Below are 17,679 nucleotides of genomic sequence, written 5' to 3' on the forward strand. Positions count from 1 at the left end.
ACTAATAACTACTCCGGGGGGAAAAATGGAGTTCGACGCCGTTCTGCTGCCGCCACGCCGCGCCGCGAGCATCGCCGCCGGCCTGTGGCACGACCGCACCATCAACGACGATCTCGACGCCTGCGTGGCGCATTGCCCCGACAAGATCGCACTGACCGCGGTCCGGCTCGACGGCGGCGTGGTGCGCCGCTTCAGCTACCGTGAGCTTGCGACGCTGGCCGATCGCGTCGCCGTCGGGCTCAGCCGCCTCGGCGTCGGCCGCGGCGACGTCGTCGCGATGCAACTGCCGAACTGGTGGCAGTTCACCGTGCTATATCTCGCCTGCTCCCGGATCGGCGCGGTGCTCAACCCGCTGATGCCGATCTTCCGCGAGCGCGAACTGTCGTTCATGCTGAAGCACGGCGAAGCCAAGGTGCTGGTGGTGCCGAAGAGCTTTCGTGGCTTCGATCATGAAGCCATGGCGCGCGGCCTGCAGCCTGATCTGCCGGCGCTTCGAACCATCGTGGTGGTCGATGGCGGCGGCGCGGACGATTTCGACACGTTGCTGACGACGCCCGAATGGGAAAAGCAGCCGGACGCCGCAGCGATCCTGAGCCGCAGCCGGCCCTCCCCGGACGACATCACACAACTGATTTACACCTCCGGCACCACCGGCGAGCCGAAAGGCGTGATGCACAGCGCCAATACGCTGATGGCCAATATCGTGCCCTACGCGCAGCGGCTCGCGCTTCGCGAGTCCGACGTGATCCTGATGGCTTCGCCGATGGCACACCAGACCGGCTTCATGTACGGGCTGATGATGCCGATCATGCTGCGCGCCAGCGCGGTGCTGCAGGACATCTGGGATCCGGTCAAAGCCGCCGAGCTGATCCGCGTCGAGCGCGTCACCTTCACCATGGCGTCGACGCCGTTCCTCACCGATCTGACGCGCGTCGTGAAGGAGAGCGGCGAGCCGGTGCCGAGCCTGAAGACTTTCCTGTGCGCTGGCGCGCCAATTCCCGGACCGCTGGTCGAACAGGCTCAGGCAGGTCTCGGCGCTAAGATCGTCTCGGCTTGGGGCATGACCGAAAACGGCGCGGTGACGCTGATCAAGCTCGACGACGATGACAAGCTCGCCTCGACCACCGATGGCTGCCCGCTACCCGGCGTCGAGGTCAAAGTGATCGACGGCGACGGCAAGGCGCTGCCGCCGAACCAGATCGGCCGGCTGGTGGTGCGGTCGTGCTCGAATTTCGGCGGCTATCTGAAGCGGCCACATTGGAACGGCACCGATGCCGACGGCTGGTTCGACACCGGTGACCTCGCCTACATGACCGCCGACGGCTACATCCGGATCAGCGGCCGCAGCAAGGACGTGATCATCCGCGGCGGCGAGAACATCCCGGTCGTCGAGATCGAAGCCCTGCTCTACAAGCATCCCGCCGTCGCCCAGGTGGCGATCGTGGCCTATCCGGACGAACGGCTCGGCGAACGCGCCTGCGCCGTGGTGGTGCCGAAGACTGGGGCGCGCATCGACTTCGCCGCCATGGTCGAGTTTCTCAAGTCGCAAAAGCTGGCGCTGCAATACATTCCCGAGCGCCTCGTGGTTCGCGACGCGATGCCGGCAACACCGTCCGGCAAGATCCAGAAATTCCGGCTGCGCGAGATGCTGCAGCAGAGCGATCTTTAAACCGCACACCGACCACGGAGCACGACCTTGTCGTCCAATCCCATTATCACCGAAACCCAGGGCCGGGTCGGCATCATCACGCTGAACCGGCCTGAAGTCCTCAACGCCCTGAACGACGCGCTGATGGATGCGCTTGGCGCAGCCCTTCTGGCGTTCGACGCCGACGACGGCATCGGCGCGATCGTGATCGCCGGAAATGCCCGCGCGTTCGCGGCCGGCGCCGACATCGCCTCGATGGCCGCGTGGAGCTATAGCGACGTCTATGGCTCGAACTTCATCACTCGCAATTGGGAGACGATCCGCCAGGTCCGAAAGCCGGTGCTGGCCGCGGTGGCCGGCCTCGCTTATGGCGGCGGCTGCGAATTGGCGCTTGCCTGCGACATCGTGATCGCCGGCCGCAGTGCCAGGTTCGCGCTGCCGGAAATTAAGCTCGGCCTGCTGCCCGGCGCCGGCGGCACGCAACGGCTGCCGCGCGCAGTCGGCAAGGCAAAGGCCATGGACATGTGCCTGTCGGCGCGGCCGCTCAACGCCGAAGAGGCCGATCGCTACGGCCTAGTGTCGCGCGTGGTTGATGACGACAGGCTGCTCGACGAGACCGTGGCGCTGGCCACCACGATCGCGGCGTTCTCCGCCCCAGCCCTGATGGCGCTGAAGGAAAGCCTCAACCGCGCATTCGAAAGCACTCTCGCCGAAGGCATCCTGTTCGAACGCCGCGAACTGCACGCCCGTTTTGCCAGCGCCGACGCCCGCGAGGGCATTCAGGCCTTCCTCGAGAAGCGCGCACCACACTTCACCCACCGCTAGGCGATGCGGCGCCGCCTCGTCATTTCAGATAGCTGGCAAGATTGAGGCCAAAGATCTTGCCGATCGCCGAATACGACGCGGTCAATTGCGACTGGTAGGTCGACAGTTCGGCGGTGACCGCAGCGACGTCAACGCTGGTCAGGTCACTCGCCAGCGTCGAGGCAAAGCTTTTGTAGTCGCTCTGCCGCGCACTGGCGTTCTCAATCGCGGACGCCGCGTTTCCGAGTCTTTCCTGCACCGAGGCAGTCGCATCGAGCGCGGAACTCGCCAGATCAAGCGCCGTCGCGATCTGGCTGGAGGACAGCGACGAACTGTTGGCCACATAGCGCAGCACGCGCATCACCTGCTCGAACGCGGAATTGTCGGCGTTGACGCCGTAGGCCACCGACTGGTCGGCGCTGACGCGGACGGACGTGGTCGCGTCATCGCCGACGTAATAGCTGGTGTCGGCGGTGGTGGTGCTGCCGGCGCTCGAGGCAAAGCTGCTGAGATCTACCGGCGGCGTCGACGTCTTGCTGCCGGCAAACACGTACTGGCCGTCGTACTGCGTATTCAGCAGCGATCCCACCTGCTGCAGCATCTGCTGCGCCGAGCTGATCGCCGAGGTCGCTTCGGTGGCGCTTCCAGTCGACGCCGCACTGAGCTGCGAGCGGAGCTGCGTCACGATGTCGGCGATCGAGCCGGCCGCCGAGTACATCACCTGGACTTTGCCGCCGGCCAGCGTCGCCGCATCGATGTAGGACTGCGCGCGGGTGACCCCGACCTGCAGATTGACGACGTGCTGGGCGTCGGCGCCGTAGCCGGCGAAGCTCTCGGACTTCACGCCCGAGGCTTCCTGGATCTGCAGCTCCGCCATCCGCGACTGCAGCCGCAGCGCGTCTGCGATCATCTGTCCGGACTGCGCGAAGGTCGCGACCCGCATCACCGTCATGCGCCGGCTCCAGTGTCAGGTCGAGCTCACGGCGCTGACCAGCGCGGTGAACATCGCATTGATCGCCTGGATCAGTTGTGAGGCGGCGGTGTATTTGTTCTGCAATTCGCTGAGCCGCGCCGACTCTTCGTCGAGATTGACGCCGGACTGCGACGACAGAGAATTGGCGTAGGTCGATTGCGCAGCCTCCTTGGCGCTGTAGGTCGAGGACGCCTGCGACGCTTTCCCTGCAACGCTGGAAACGATGGTGGAGGCGAAGTCGGCGAACGAGCCGGTGACGGCCGCCAGCCCTCCCACCGCTTTGAAGCTGGTCGATCCGGTCAGCGCATCGTACAGCGCATTGGCAGCGCTGGCTCCATCAGACGACAGCACCGAGCTGCCAGTGGTGAGCGTTGCGGACGACGACAGCGTCGCCAGCGACAGCGACGTTTTGCCGGACAGGATATCGCTGCGGACCGCGATGTCCGAGGCCCCGGTGGCGATGACGAGATCGTTGAGGCCGAAATAGTCGGAGAAGCTTTCACCGGCGCTGCCGACCGAACTCGTGAGCCCCGCGATCGAAACGCCGGTGTTGGACGCAGTCGTGGCGATCTTCAGGTGCCCACTGAAATCGATCGTGGCCGACAACCCGGACACGCCATTAATGGCGCTCACCAGATCACCCACACTCGAATAGGACGACAAATCGAGATCGCTGTAGGAGATCAACTTGCCGCTGGAATCGGTAACCGCGAGACGCACCGAGCCCGTCGCCGACAGCGCGTCAGAACTGCTCACTGTGGCAGTACCAGTCAGGCTCGCCGGCGGCGGCAGCGTGGTCTGGCTGTTGGACACCGCATTGAGGCTGGTCGCAAGCTGCTGTGCCAGTTCGTCGAGTTGCGATTGGGCGGCCGGTAGCGTCTGGTCGCGCAGCGTCACCAGCGCACCGATTTTGCCCGACGTGATCTGCGACGTGACATCGACGCCATTGAGCATGATGCCGCTGAAGCCGCCGCTGCTGTAGCTGGTTGCGGCACTGACGCTCGCCGTCTTGGTGTAGCTCAAGGGATGCGCCGTGCTGTCGACCAGCGCCTGACCGGTTGCCGTATAGACCTGCAAATCGCCGTTCGACGCCGTGTAGTAGCTGACATTCATCTGAGACGACAGATCCTGCAGCGCGGTGTTGCGCTTGTCTTCGAGATCCGCCGTCGACTGGCCCGCCGCGGCCGCCTGTTTGATCGCCGCATTCAGATCGGCGATCTTCTGCACGTCGTCGTTCACCGAGCCGACCGCCGAAGCGATATCCTGGTCGGCATTGGACCGCAATTTCTGGATGCCGCTGGAGGTCTCGCGCAATTGCGACGTCACGCTGTCGAGCGCATCGACCACATTGGACTGCAGCGCCGAGCTGGTCGGCGTGCTGGCGAGCGACGACAACGCCGATTCCAGCGATGCCAACGTATTGGCGAGCGAGGTTCCGGTCGAGGTACTGGTCGCGCTGGTCGAGGAACCGTAGAGCTGCTGCAACGAGGTCAGGTAGCTGTTGGTGGTGTCGGCCGCGCCCAGATCCGAATTCGCCGCGATCAGCGATTTCAACAGCAGCTTGTCGACCGAACTGGTGATGCCAGTGACAGTGACGCCGGTGCCGACCCCGCCGGTGACGCTGCTGGCCTGACCGGCGGTCTTCTTGGTGTAGCCCGTCGTGTCGGCATTCGAGATGTTCGCCGAGGTCACTGAGATCTGGACCTGCGTCGCCGCGAGGCCGCTGAACGCGATGCTGCGGGCGATGTTGAGCGACACGCGAGCCTCCCTGGGCTTGGATCAGGCGCGAAGGCTGGTCCCGCACGACACTGCTCGGGCGGTGCGCGTCCCGGCGGCCCCATACGGCGCATTGCCGGCCAGTTGCTCGCGGATCGCCTGCATCACCGCCTCGATCCGGCGATTGCTGGCTTCGATCGCCGCGCGCAGTCGCATCAGGTTTTCATCCATCGCGCCACGGAGCTGAAGAATCCGGTCGAGCAGCCTGTCGCGCAGCTGGCGGTTCTGCACCTGGATCGCGCCATTGCCGCCAGTGCATTCAGCCACCCAGCGCTCGAACAGCTCGGCGAGCCGCGCCTTCTCGTCGACCTGCTTCAGCCGCGACGCGGGCAATCCCTTGGCGAGTTCGACATTCTCGTCGTCGATCACCAGAATCAGGTCATCGATCAGCGCGATCATCGCCAGCGCGCGCTCGTCGCTCACCGGAGAAACCGCGGGGGTGCCAATCTGTGCCATCTTCATCATTCCCGTTGTTCGAATTCAGTGACGCCGCACGGGTGCGCCTGCCCCGCGCGCGTAGGCCGTGATCGCCGTGGTCCGCGTCGTCGCGCGGGCCATCTCGCTGCCGACCCGCTCGCGGCCTCGGACGAGTTCGCGCTTGATCTTCTCGATCTCGTCCAGCAGCGCGACCAGTTGGCCGCGATCGCCACGGTCCACCGCCAGCGACAGCAGCTTGAGCCGTGCCAGCCGGCTGAGCAGCAATTCGAGATGCGTCTCATCGCTGATGGCAGTGACCATGGCGGTTACCTCATCGCCGAGATCAGGGTGTCGAACATCTTGTTCACCGTCGTGATCACCTGCGAGGCCGCCGAATAGGCTTGCTGGGCCGAGATCATGCTGGCGAACTGGCTCGAGGTGTCGGTGGTGCTCGATTCCAGTTCGCTACCGTAGATTTTGCCGGCCCCGTTGCTGCCGGAGGTCTGAACCGATGCATCGCCAGACGCCGCAGTCGCCGAGTAGATACCGTAGCTGTTCACCGAGAGGCCGTCGGGATCCTTGAAGGTCGCGACTGCGATTTTGTAAATCGCGATGGTCTGTCCGTTCGAATAGGTCGCATTGACCGTGCCGTCATCGCCGACCGCGATGCTGCTCAATTTGCCGTAAGGCAGACCGTCGGACGAAATGCTGGTGACGTTGATGGTCGGCGTCGCTTCACCCGATGCATATTGGGTGAGGCCGTTGGTCTTACCGACCGTTCCCAGGTCGAGCGAGATCGTGCTGTCTGCGGCACCGTTGGTCCAGCCCGACACCGAGATCGTCGGCGGACTGGGGCTGGTGGACGCGAGCGAGCCATCGCTGTTGAACGTGAGCGACACCGAGCCGGTGGTGGTGCCGGTGGTGGTGCTGGTGCTCGACGATAGCGTCGGATTGGCGAAGCTCGCCGTCCAGGCATTCGACGCCGTCTTGGTCCAAGTCACCTGGATCGAGTTGGCGGTGCCGAGCGAGTCGTACACCGTCATCGAGCTCGAATAAGTCGCGCCCGTCTCCGCATCCGCCGGCAGATTGGCCGCGAAGGTGGTCTTGGTGGTAGCGCTGCCGCTGGTCGCGGCCACGTTGGTGTTGATCGGCGACAGCGTCGCCGACGATGCGTCGCCGACGATCTTGCCGTCGGCATCGGTGCGCCAGCCTTCCAGGTAGTAGCCGCTATTGACCAGATAGCCGGCGTTGTCGATCGAGAACGCGCCGTTTCGGGTATAAGACGTTGTGCCGCCCGAGGTCTGGTCCGACACGACGAAAAAGCCGGAGCCCTGGATGGCAACATCGGTCGCGTTGCTGGTCGCAGCCAGCAGTCCCTGCTGGCTGATGTTGGCGCGCCCCGCCACGGTGACGCCGCCGGATGCGTAAGACGTCGCGCTGCTCGACGCCGTCACCAGCTGACTGAACATCGCCGAGGTGGTTTTGTAACCGGTGGTGTCGGAGTTGGCGATGTTGTCGGAGATCATCGATAGCGATTGGCTTTGCGCGTTGAGCGCAGATATCGCCGAGGAAAGCGCGCCAGTGAGACTCATGATACTACTCCGGCCGCACTCAGGACGAAACGCCGATGATGTTGCTGGCGCTGACGGACACGCCGTTGACGAGCAGGGCCGGCGTGCTCGACGAGGTGTCGATGCCGGTCACGGTGCCGCTGACGGTGGAATATTTGTAGACGGAGTTGCCGGCTGAATCGGTCGCGGTGACCGAGATGGTGTACTGGCCGCCGTCGGCGAGCTGGGTGCCGCTCGAATTCTTGCCGTCCCAGGTGAAGCTGTTGGAGCCGGCGTTGCCGGAGCCGGTGCCGCTCCACACGGTGTTGCCGGATGAGTCCTTGATGCTGATCGACACATCGGAGGCCGCTGACGACAGCGTGTAGCCGAAGGTCGCCGAGCCGCCCGTCAGCGTCGCCGTGTCGGTCTTCGCCTCGACGGTGTGGCCGATGTAGTTGACGGAATTCAGCGTGACCAAGCTGGAGAACGAATTCGCCAGCGACGTCATGCTGGAATTGATCTCCTGCTGCTGGCTGAAATTGGCATAGGAGGTGAGCTGATTGATGAAGTCGGTCGTGCTGGTCGCGTTCAGCGGATCTTGGTTCTGCAGTTCGCTGACCAGCAGGCTGAGAAAATCGCTCGAGCTCAGCGACGAAGACGCCGAACTGGTCGAACTCGTCGTGCTGGTCGTGGTGGCGGCCGTCGATACGGCGCTGGAAATCGTGGTCATGGCGCAGCCATCCTGTCTTCGCCGGATGCGGCGGAGGACTCGGGTCGTGTGGTGATCGTCGTGGTGGTGATCGCGAGGTGGTCTGCTGATCAAACGGGCGAGGCGGTCAAATCAGGCGCGCGTTCGCGGCGGCAGAACGATTTGATTGCTCGGCAGAATTTGCCTGTAGCAGGACGTGACGGAGCTGCGCCGGCACGATCAGCATCGTGCCGGGCGGCAGATGACGATACGCGCCGCTGACGAAGCGGCGCAGCATTTGGATCAGTTCAAAGACGTTGGATGAATTGGAGCGCCGGCTTCATCGCCGCGCTGGCTGATTCGGAGGCAGCTCATTGGAATGGCGCGCCAGAATCAGGCGGAGCAACAGGGCGTGCTTAGCCGTGGGGGGTCGCGGGCTCGGAAGGAGCGCGATCGTCGGCAGGCTCGGTCTTGGCGGTTATCTTGGCCGTTTCGCGCATCGCGGCCGCAACGATCCGGTCGGCGAGTCCCGCCGGGGCCCGAACCGGCGGCGCGGACAGTGCCTCTCGGACGGCACGCGCCTGGGCCAGCAGAGCGCGCGCAGCGGCGGACTCCTGCAGCAATCTCTCAGCGGCGAGACGCCGATCATCGGGCCAGCGGGATGGATCTTCCCCCAGCCGATCGATCAGGTCTTCGAGTTCCGCAACGTCCATGCTGTGCTCGCCGAGGGCTACCACCTCCCTCTTAAAGCAATTGCGTGCCGCCGGAAATCCGTTTTCGGTGGAGACGATTACGGGGATCATCGTCATCAACGCCGCGTCGTCACCGCAACATACTCCCAAGCCTCACGCAACTCGGCGATGCTCGCGATGATCCGCCGCAGGTTGGCCGCGGCATGCGGCCTGCCATAGGACCGCAGCGCCGCCAGCACCAGCGCATTGTACGTCTCGTACAGCCGCTCGGCGACGGCGCCTCCACGGCTGCAATCCAGATGATGGCTCAGGCCGCGGAGAATTGCGGTCGCCCGCACTAGGCAATCGTGCCCATGCTCAAATCGGCGCGCCTCCTGCGCCTCGATCGCCTGATGCAGCAGCGTCATGGCGCCGCCGTGCAACATCACCACGGCCTTCAGCGGAGGAACGGTTACGGCGGTGCCGCGATAAGCCTGATTGGCGCGGTGCGCCATTGCATTCTGTGTCATCAATTACTCGAACTGGCGTTGAGCAGGGCCTTGAGATAGGTCATCGTGTTGTCGGCGCTCGCGATCGCCGCCTGGTATTTGGCGTATTGGGTCTGCAGCTGCGCCTTGAACGTGGCAGCCGCGGCCGTGATGTCGTCCACCCTCTGCTGCAGCTCGCTGTCGCGGCTCTGCAGATTGGTGATCAGTGTCTGCAGCGAGCCAGTGCTGGCCGAGGCCGTCTTGGCGATCTGGTACATTTGCGTGGCAATGCCCGATGTCGACGTGACGGTGATCGACTGCGAGGTGGTGCCGGTATAGGTGAATGCCATGCCGGCGTAGATGCTGCCGGACGCGCCGATAATCGTGTTGCCGCTGATCGTGAACAGCGAACTGTCGCCACCGACCGAAGCGCTGCTCAGCGTTCCGCTGGAATCAACTGTCAGATCCAGCGTGAACGACTGGGGCGACGTTCCGGTGTTGACGACGCTGAGCTGGCTGGACGACGTGGAGGTCTGCGCCGACAACAGTTTGGTGACGCCGCTGAGATTGGTCGAGAGGATCGTCGACAGCGTGCTCGTATCGAGTTCGAGCTCGTTCTGATCGTTGAACGACAGGCCGAGGTCGCTCATCGACAACCCGCCCACCGTCGTGTTCAGCGCGGCTTCCAGCCGGGTCGTGATATCGCGCATGGTCCCGTCGCCGAACAGCACCGCGCTGTCTGATGCCGTGCCGTCTGAGTTGGTCGCCTGCTGCGCGATCACCTCGTCCCGATAGGTATTGTAATTGGTGACGAAGGTGGTCAGCGCCGATTGGATCTGGCTGGTGTCGGTGCCGATGCTGATGTTGATGGCCGAGCCGGTCGGCGTCGCCTGCAGCAAGTTGAAGGTGACGCCTGCGAGCACGTCGGTAATGTCGTTGGTGTCTCGCGTCATCGAGATGCCGTCGAGCGAGAACTTCGCCGCCTGAGCGGTTTGCAGCACGTTCGCAAACGCACCGGAGCTGTCGGTGAAGCCGAGCGAATTTAGAATGTCGGTCCCGGAACTGCTGGAATAGGTGATATCGGCCGCATCCTTGGTGCCGGTCAGCACCATTTCGTAGGCACCGGAGGACACCTGGACGATCGAGGCCTCGACGTTCGTTGTCGAGGTCTGCGCGTTGACCGCATCGACGATGTCCTGCAGCGACATCGCGCTGGTGACGGTGATGTCTGCGGTGGATCCGCCCGCAAGCCCGAGCGAAAACACGCCCGAATAGCCGAGATCGTCGGTTTGGCTGGACTGCGTCGTGCCCATCACCTTGTGGGCGGTGGCGATCTGGCTGATCGTCAGCGTATGGTCGCCGGTCGCGGCACCGTTACTGACGCTCATCGACAGCGCCGAGGAGGCGCTGACGTCGCCGGTCGACGACAGCGTTGCGGCGCGCGTGGCGAACACGTTGGTGGCTAGCGAATTGACCACCGCGGTCGCCAGCGAGGACAATCCCGACGACAGCTTGCTGAGATCGGTCTGCAGCGTCTGATAGGCCGAGATCTTCGCCTCGTTGGCGGTGATCTTGGTCGAGATCGAAGTGGCCGCGGCGAGCTTGGCGTTCACCGCCGAGGCGATCAGCGAATCCCAATCGACGCTGGTGGTGGTCGAGCTGCCCGAGGTCGTCACTGAGGCGCCAGATGACGACGTCAACGAACTCGTGCTGCTGGTCGTGGCGGTGCTCGACGTCGTGCTGCTGACCGAGGTCATGACCAAAGTCCGATCACAGGAGGAGGCCGGGCCGGCAGGTGCCGGCCCGGATCAGACGTCATCAGCCGAGCAGCTTCAGCAAATATTGTGGCATCTGGTTCGCCGCGGCTTCGGCCGACACCGCCGCCTGGGTCTTCACCTCGGCGGACGACAGCTTTGCCTGCTCGGCCGCGATATCGACGTCCTTGATGGCGGAATTCGCCGACTGCAGATTCTGCGTCTGGGTCGAGATCGAATCGGCGCTGAAATTGAACCGCGACTCCTGCGCGCCGATGCTGGCGCGAGCCGACGATACGGTGTTGATCGCGGTGTCGAGCGCGCTCAGCGCCGTGGTGGCGCCGGACAGGCTGCTAACGTCCAGCGTCGACACACCCAGCGTCGAAGCCTTCAGGTTCGACAGCGTAATGGTGATCGAGTCGCTGCTCTGCGTGCCGACCAGCACGGCGACGCCGGAGGCGAATACGCTGGTGCCGTCGAGCAGGCTCTGGCTCGAATAACGGGTGCCGCTCGCGATCGAATCGATCTGGCTCGAGAGCTGAGAGAATTCCGAATTGATGTAAGCGCGGCTGGAGTCGGTGGTGGTGCCGGAGGCCGATTCCGAAGCCAGCGACTTCATCCGGGCGAGAATGTCGCTGATGTTCGACGCGCCGCCGTCGGCGGTCTGCAGGATCGCCACCGCCTGCGAGGCGTTGGTGGCCGCCTGCTGCAGCGTGGTGACGTCGGACGAGATCCGCGTCGAGATCGCAAGGCCGGCAGCGTCGTCGGACGCCGAGGTGATGCGCGAGCCGCTCGCCAGTTTCGACAGCGAGCTGGTCTCCTGGGCGGAGTTGATGTTGAGGTAGCGGACCGCGGAGTTGGCCGCCGTGTTGGTCGAGATCGCGGGCATATCAAGGCTCCTGTGCTGAACGGCATAACCCGCCGCATCGCGGCGATGACACCTGACGACGCGGGATCGTCCCCGTCTGAGTGCTCAAACGGAGGGACCGGCCGCGATCAGGCGACCAGCGCGGACGCAGCGAAAGTTATGGTCAAAAATCGGTAAACGCCGCCCGTAGCTCGGACTCGTCGCCGCTGAGCCGCGAGCGCAACTGCTGACGCCCACGCTTGAGCAGCGACTCCACCGCAGCGATGGTGGTGTCCATCACCTCGGCGATCTCGGCGTTACTCATGTTCTCGTGGTACGAGAGAATCACCGCGATCCGCTGCTGCTCGGGCAGCCGCTGCATCGCGGCTTCGAGTAGATTGCTGAGTTCGTTGCGCTCGATCACGCGAACCGCATCCGGCTGAGTATCCGCCACCTCGGGGACCGCTTCGACGTTTTCGGTCCGCGGCTTGCGGCGCAGGTCGATGCAGCGATTACTGACGACGCGATACAGCCAGGTCGAGAACTTGGCGCGGCCGTGCTGCCAGCGCCCGCGATGCGTCCATACCTTCAGCATCGTGTCCTGCACCACGTCTTCGGCGTCGGCCGCATTGCCGAGGATCCGGAGCGCGATCGAATAGGCGCGGTCGATGTGCCGCTCGACCAGCATCCTGAAGGCCGCTTCGTCGTCGGTCGCAAGCCGGTCGAGCAGATCGGCATCCTCGTCGAACACCATCTCGGCACTGACCGGCGGACTATCGAGCACGATCTCAACCGGCTGCATGTCCGACGCTTCGTTATCAGCCGGGGCAGTCGCGGCGACTATGACTTCGGCGGGGGCCAAAACATCGAGCGCGCCATTCATCTCGCATCCTCCAACTCGCAGCCCCGGCAAAACTCCGCCAACGCGGGCTTATCGAGTTGAACGCGCCACCGCTCCAGATCAGGCGCTAGATTTTGCAATTTTTTCAGATACTTAGACGGAATAATTTGCCCACCGCCGGGCAAAATTTGCCGCCCTAGTCGCGACCACGAGCCGCAAACAGCCGCTCTGCGCAACGCGGAACGGGCCGCGCGCGGCCACGACGGCATCAGGACAGCAGGGCTGGTGGTAGGACGGAGAAGCGCAGAAAGTCGAAGTCGCCGCAGGGCGACCTTGGGGCGATCAACTCGCCGAAGAACTGTCGACGAAGGCGGCATCTCCGCCCGCAGAAATGTCCAACTCATCGATCCGACGATCACACATGTTCGAATCTGTCAGTTCTCGGTGAAAGCAATCAACTGATCGCACGACGACTTTCTGTATCGACGCGCCTGATTTGTACCATGCGTCCGTTGAACAAAGGCAAACAATTGAGTTTCGCCTTATGTCTTTTGTTTCTATCGATCACACACCACGCGTTGAGAATCGTTTCGCCTGGTCGTTCGATGTTTTCGATACATTTCTGATCCGCGCCTGCACCACGCCGACCGGTGTGTTCGAGCGGACTTATCAGCTGTCGCGTGTTTCGGATCTGTGTCCGAACATGTCTGAACATTTCGTCCAGCATCGCATCCTGGCCGAGTCGCGTGTCCGCGAGGCCGCGCGTTCGCGCGGACAGGCGACAGAGATCAGCATCGACCAGATCTACGCGCGCTTTCCCTTCCGGCTATTCGGGCTGAAGCGCGAGGATCTCGACCACCTGATCGAAGCCGAGTTCAGCGCCGAGCTCGAACTGTGCCGAATCAATCCGGACATGCTCGAGCAATATCGCGCGCGGCGCCGCACCGGGAATCGCGTCGGGTTTATCTCCGACACCTATTGGAATACGGAGCGGCTGGGCCGGCTGCTGCGCGCCTGCAGTCCGGGGCTGACGTGGGATTTCCTGTACGCGTCTTGCGACCATGGTAGCGGCAAGGCAGAAGACCTATTCGCGACCTATCTGCGCCAACAAGGTATCGACGCAAGCTCCGCATGCCATGTCGGCGACAATGAGCACGCCGACGTCCGCGGCGCGAAGCGGCACGGCATCCGATCACGGCACTATCCCCAAGCCGGGCCGCGGCTCGCAACGCGGCTGCTGCGCGAAGATGCGCTGCAGCAGCTGATGTTCAAAGGACAGCCCACGCGGCTCGACCACGGCGCACGCACGCTGCGGCGGATGGTGGCGGCGCGCAGTGCCGAGAAATCTGCGGCACATCATCTCGGTGCCACGGTGGTCGGGCCGGTGTTGACGGCATTCGACGAATTCGTGGCGACGCGCAGCGCCGACCTTACAGCCGACGGCCGCCGTGTCGCGATCGGCTTTCTCGGCCGCGACGGCTTCCTGTCGCACCGCCTGTGGCAACAGACCCGCGGCGAGCCCGCCGCCTATCTGGAGATCAATCGCCGCGTCAGCCTGATTGCCTCGGCCGATACGATCGGGCCGATCTGCGAATTGATCCGCAAGATCCCAAGGATCGACGCGGCGAAGCTGCAAGACATGCTCAAGATCTTGCCGCCGGCGCTGGCGGACTATTTTGGACGCTGCGAGGACGGAATCGCCACCGGCATCGAGCTGGCCGACGCTCTTCCAAGCTTGGTCGAGCCACACGAGATCGAAACGCTCGCGGCGGGCCTGCGCGGACGCCTGCTCGATTACATCCGGCAGCAGATTCCCGGCCTCGACGATTGCACCGATCTGTTGCTGGTCGATCTCGGCTATTCGGCCAGTGTGCAGAAGGCGCTGAGCCGCGTTTTCAAACTCGCCGGTCTGAAGCTGCGCGTCCACGGCTGCTATTTGCTCGCTCTCGGCGATGCGTGCGACGAGCTCGCCGAGGAGGACACCGTCTCCGGGCTGATCGACGATCTCGTTCTGACGCCACATCTCAATCGGACGCAGATCCGCAACGCGCCGATCTTCGAGCAGATCTGCTGCTCGGCGGAAGGTTCGGTACGCGACTATGCGAACGGTCATGTGCTCCGCGAACCAGATCCGCGGCCGGCCGCGCAGATCGAGGTGACATCCGAGATTCAAGCGGGCGCGCTGACCTACGCGTCGACGGCACGCGGGGTCGCCCGCGAGGTTGGGCTCGATCCCTATCGGGATCTTGACGTCGCTGCGCGCGCGACCGCCACCACGCTCGGCCGCCTGCTGCTGCTGCCGGACGAGGAAGAACTGGCGTTGTTCGGCTCATTTCAGCACGACGTCAATCTCGGCACCGATACGCTCGCACCCATGATCCACAGCGCCGCGATCGGCGACCAGATCGTGCTGCGGGGCCTGCCGACAACCTGTGCGCTGTCGCCGCCGCCGATGTGGATGGCGGGCAGCTTCGCCGCGCACTCTCAGTCGCATGCGTATCTGTATGCATTGTTCGGCGCCGGCCAACTTCCTGGCGAGATGGTCGGCGACCGGCCTCACGGATCGCTCCGGATCGGTCTGTTCGGTGCGGACGGCGCGGGATCGCTGCAGGAGGTGTCGGTGCTGCGGACCGGTTTCGGCGGCCTGCGCCTGCGCATTCCGCTTTCTGGCGCGATGCGGATCGCCATGATCGCCGTGCCGCTGGGCCGGCTCGCGCGTGAGGGCCTGATCGACGGGGTGATGATCCAGCGCGGCGGCACCGCCGCCGAGGCGATGCGCGCCGAAGCGTTCATACCGGTCGCAGCCAACCGCCTCAGCGCGGCCGGTCTGACCCGCAACGGAAGGCACTACCTCGCCCCAGACGACGACGGCTGCCTGCTGATCCCCGTCGAGCCGGCGAACGGCATCACCATCTACACCGTCGCAGTGACCCCGCTCGGCTGTTAGCGGATCCGGCGTCGGCCGCGCCTGATCCGGCGACCTGCTGCGTTGAAGTCATAACCATGCCTTCAACGAGCGCGCCATGATGCCGACCTCCCCCTCCGCCAAGCTCACCGAACTGCTGCAAACAACCGGGCTGCGGCTCGGGACGTCGCAGCGGCGACGGCTGGGCTGGCTGGCGGATCGCGCAGGTCCCGCACAGGTGCAACGTCCGGGCGAAGCGCCGGACCCCGACGCCGCGTTGGTGATCGTGACCGAGCCGATGAGCGGCGCCGGCGCCGAGCTGTTCTGCAGCGCGCTGCCGCGAGATTGCGTGGTGGTGCTGCCGTTCGGGGAAAATCCCGACTTCGATTTCCTCAAGTCCAAACTGACTGAGTTCGGCACCGTCGGCCCGTGCGGTGCCGACGGCCCGCATGAAATGTGGTGGGGCGGAGCGGGCGACGCCGAGACGCTCGCGGCCGATGCGGCCCAGACAGCCCGGCCTAGGATCGTGTCCTGCTATCAGCACGGCTGCGACGATCTGATCTGGCCGCTGCAGCAGGCCGCTCAGTCGCTCGGCCTCGCCGCGCATATCAGCCCGCTGATGAGCGAATGCGACGACCGTCTGCTCGCTTACGAGAAGGCCGAATTCATCCTGCAGGCCTGGGAGCAGTTTCCCGAACCGCTGCTCTATATCGAGGCCGGCGCGTTGTTACAGGCGCCGCCGCTCCTGCCGGCGCAGCTCGAATGCGACGTTGCCCTGCACCGATGGAATCGCTGGGAGCTCTCGGCCCGGACCTTGTATTTCGGACGTTCAGAGGCCGCGAAAGCGCTGCTACTCGGCTGGCAGCGACTGGCAAAAGCCCACCCCACCATCTGGGACGGCTATCTGCTCGACCAGGCTTGGAGCCTCGCGCTGTCGCGCAGCGCGCTCGACACGGTGTGGCTGCCGCGCAGCTATCACACGCTGCACGGCGATCCGGCGCAGCCCTCTGCGACGATCGTTCACGACCTGCCCGGCACCTCGGCCGATCTCGGCCCCGATCCCGGCTTCGCATCGCTGGTGCGTACCGCACGCCGCGCCGGCCGCACCGGCGGACGTGACGCACTGGTGGTGATGACGTCACATCAAGCCTCCGGCGACGGCGTTGCGGTGATCCTGCGGGACATCGCGGCCGCGGACAGCCGGGTGGTGGCCACGACGGTCGAGACCACGACGAGCGCCTTCGCAGCCGACAATGGCGGATTCGGTCGGCTCGAACTGATGCTGTGCGCCTGGCGGGATGAGGTCGACTTCGCACGTGAAGCGGCAACGTCGGCGCGGCTGCGCGTCGCGGAGATCGTGCCCGGCCAGCCGATCCCGCACGACTTCTTCGCCAAGCTCGATCGGCAAGACGCCGGTCCCGCTTCCCTGATCGCCCGCGGTCGCTAGGTCGCCTTCACCTCCAGGAGCTCGTCATGCTGAAAAACCTGATCCTGTTCGCCGCCAATGCCGAACACCGGCCGGCGCTCGCCGCGCTGCTGCGCGAGCACAATCCCGGACTGACCGTCAGTGATGATCTCGAACTCTGCGATCTGGAGCAGCTCGAACCGGAGGAATTGCAGGAGTCGCGACTGATCTGTTTCGGCGGCCCGCTGACGCTGCAGAGCGATGTGGTGAAGCAGATCGGCCACGGCGCCTATCAGTTTTACTACGCGCCGCTGCAATACCCGGGGCTGGCGCCGACCACCGCCCAGGAAGCGAAAGATGACGGCCCGTGCGTTTCGGTGATCGCGCAATCGATCGGCGACGCCGCGCCGTTCGATCAGATCCTCGACATCGAGACCGTCACGCTGCCGGCGAACATCGAGGCCCCACAGCGCGATCTGATTGCCTTCACCCGCCTCGCCCGGATGTTCTGGCGCCTATCGCACGCCATCGCTTGCGAAAGCATGCCCGCCGAACCGCTCAGCACCCGTCTCAACTGAGACCTATCCTGACGTTCGGACGCAGCTCGGCGCGCTAGGCCGGCACGACCCGCGCTGCGCTGGACCGCGCGAGCGCGATTGCACTGCGTGTCGCCGCCTGAACGAATATCGAGTTCGGAAAAATTCGAAATGGCGCGCCCGAAAGGATTCGAACCTCTGACCCCCAGATTCGTAGTCTGGTGCTCTATCCAGCTGAGCTACGGGCGCGTCTGCCGCGGGCTCGCTGGGCGTTAAGGCCTGGAGCCGCTGGCGTTCCGCAGCGGCGAAGCGCTGCGAAGGCCGCCATAGCTAGCGGCTCCGGTTCGGATTGGCAAGCGCCCCGGCTGCTCTTTTC

General features: G+C 64.5%; 17 protein-coding genes and 1 tRNA gene. 5 read left to right on the plus strand and 13 right to left on the minus strand.

The window, feature by feature from the left end; translation table 11 throughout:
- The first annotated feature begins 25 nt into the window (after positions 1-25).
- Positions 26-1,669: a cyclohexanecarboxylate-CoA ligase gene (aliA, locus tag DY467_RS03345; RefSeq protein ID WP_164634030.1), complete on the plus strand. Its 1,644-nt coding sequence runs from the start codon at positions 26-28 to the stop codon at positions 1,667-1,669.
- A 27-nt stretch (positions 1,670-1,696) separates the two neighbouring features.
- Complete coding sequence (locus DY467_RS03350; RefSeq protein ID WP_164634031.1) at positions 1,697-2,473, plus strand: enoyl-CoA hydratase-related protein; 777 nt, start codon at positions 1,697-1,699, stop codon at positions 2,471-2,473.
- A gap of 19 nt (positions 2,474-2,492) precedes the next feature.
- Here DY467_RS03350 and DY467_RS03355 read toward each other — a convergent pair whose 3' ends face one another.
- From DY467_RS03355 to DY467_RS03410, 12 genes are all read right to left on the minus strand, one after another.
- Positions 2,493-3,404 carry a flagellin gene (locus tag DY467_RS03355; RefSeq protein ID WP_164634032.1) on the minus strand — a complete coding sequence of 304 codons (912 nt, stop codon included), beginning with the start codon at positions 3,402-3,404 and terminating at the stop codon, positions 2,493-2,495.
- Positions 3,405-3,419: 15 nt separating this feature from the next.
- Positions 3,420-5,183, minus strand: coding sequence for a flagellar hook-associated protein FlgK (gene flgK / locus DY467_RS03360; protein ID WP_164634033.1), 1,764 nt, complete (start codon positions 5,181-5,183; stop codon positions 3,420-3,422).
- 21 nt (positions 5,184-5,204) lie between these two features.
- The gene (locus tag DY467_RS03365; protein ID WP_164634034.1) at positions 5,205-5,657 is read right to left on the minus strand and encodes a flagellar protein FlgN; all 453 of its coding nucleotides are present in this window, start codon (positions 5,655-5,657) and stop codon (positions 5,205-5,207) included.
- Positions 5,658-5,681: 24 nt separating this feature from the next.
- On the minus strand, positions 5,682-5,939 hold the full coding sequence (locus tag DY467_RS03370) for a hypothetical protein (protein ID WP_164634035.1): 258 nt from the start codon (positions 5,937-5,939) through the stop codon (positions 5,682-5,684).
- A 5-nt stretch (positions 5,940-5,944) separates the two neighbouring features.
- Positions 5,945-7,210 (minus strand): flagellar hook protein FlgE, encoded by a 1,266-nt coding sequence (gene flgE / locus DY467_RS03375; protein WP_164634036.1) that lies wholly within the window; start codon positions 7,208-7,210, stop codon positions 5,945-5,947.
- Between the two features lie 19 nt (positions 7,211-7,229).
- Positions 7,230-7,898 (minus strand): flagellar hook assembly protein FlgD, encoded by a 669-nt coding sequence (locus DY467_RS03380; RefSeq protein ID WP_107354133.1) that lies wholly within the window; start codon positions 7,896-7,898, stop codon positions 7,230-7,232.
- A gap of 106 nt (positions 7,899-8,004) precedes the next feature.
- A complete protein-coding gene (locus DY467_RS03385; protein WP_164634037.1) occupies positions 8,005-8,154 on the minus strand; it encodes a hypothetical protein in 150 nt (49 codons plus the stop codon).
- A gap of 118 nt (positions 8,155-8,272) precedes the next feature.
- The gene (locus tag DY467_RS03390; protein ID WP_164634084.1) at positions 8,273-8,569 is read right to left on the minus strand and encodes a hypothetical protein; all 297 of its coding nucleotides are present in this window, start codon (positions 8,567-8,569) and stop codon (positions 8,273-8,275) included.
- Between the two features lie 95 nt (positions 8,570-8,664).
- Positions 8,665-9,057 (minus strand): flagellar export chaperone FliS, encoded by a 393-nt coding sequence (locus tag DY467_RS03395; protein WP_107342836.1) that lies wholly within the window; start codon positions 9,055-9,057, stop codon positions 8,665-8,667.
- Complete coding sequence (gene fliD, locus DY467_RS03400; RefSeq protein WP_164634038.1) at positions 9,057-10,772, minus strand: flagellar filament capping protein FliD; 1,716 nt, start codon at positions 10,770-10,772, stop codon at positions 9,057-9,059. Before fliD ends, DY467_RS03395 begins: the two co-directional genes overlap by 1 nt.
- Before the next feature lie 61 nt (positions 10,773-10,833).
- Positions 10,834-11,658 carry a flagellin gene (locus DY467_RS03405; protein WP_011156207.1) on the minus strand — a complete coding sequence of 275 codons (825 nt, stop codon included), beginning with the start codon at positions 11,656-11,658 and terminating at the stop codon, positions 10,834-10,836.
- 142 nt (positions 11,659-11,800) lie between these two features.
- Positions 11,801-12,499, minus strand: a complete 699-nt coding sequence (locus DY467_RS03410) for an RNA polymerase sigma factor (RefSeq protein ID WP_164634039.1) — start codon at positions 12,497-12,499, stop codon at positions 11,801-11,803.
- A 661-nt stretch (positions 12,500-13,160) separates the two neighbouring features.
- On the opposite strand from DY467_RS03410, the gene DY467_RS03415 reads away from it, so the two are divergent.
- The 3 genes from DY467_RS03415 to DY467_RS03425 all read left to right on the plus strand — a co-directional run bounded on the left by DY467_RS03415 (position 13,161) and on the right by DY467_RS03425 (position 17,345).
- Positions 13,161-15,404, plus strand: coding sequence for a hypothetical protein (locus DY467_RS03415; protein WP_246701442.1), 2,244 nt, complete (start codon positions 13,161-13,163; stop codon positions 15,402-15,404).
- A gap of 76 nt (positions 15,405-15,480) precedes the next feature.
- The gene (locus DY467_RS03420; protein WP_164634041.1) at positions 15,481-16,809 is read left to right on the plus strand and encodes a hypothetical protein; all 1,329 of its coding nucleotides are present in this window, start codon (positions 15,481-15,483) and stop codon (positions 16,807-16,809) included.
- Positions 16,810-16,835: 26 nt separating this feature from the next.
- Complete coding sequence (locus DY467_RS03425) at positions 16,836-17,345, plus strand: hypothetical protein (protein ID WP_164634042.1); 510 nt, start codon at positions 16,836-16,838, stop codon at positions 17,343-17,345.
- A 130-nt stretch (positions 17,346-17,475) separates the two neighbouring features.
- Here DY467_RS03425 and DY467_RS03430 read toward each other — a convergent pair.
- Positions 17,476-17,552: transfer RNA gene (locus DY467_RS03430), tRNA-Arg, on the minus strand.
- Positions 17,553-17,679: the final 127 nt, after the last annotated feature.

This window comes from Rhodopseudomonas sp. BR0G17 (assembly GCF_010907025.1).
Taxonomy (GTDB): domain Bacteria; phylum Pseudomonadota; class Alphaproteobacteria; order Rhizobiales; family Xanthobacteraceae; genus Rhodopseudomonas; species Rhodopseudomonas palustris_H.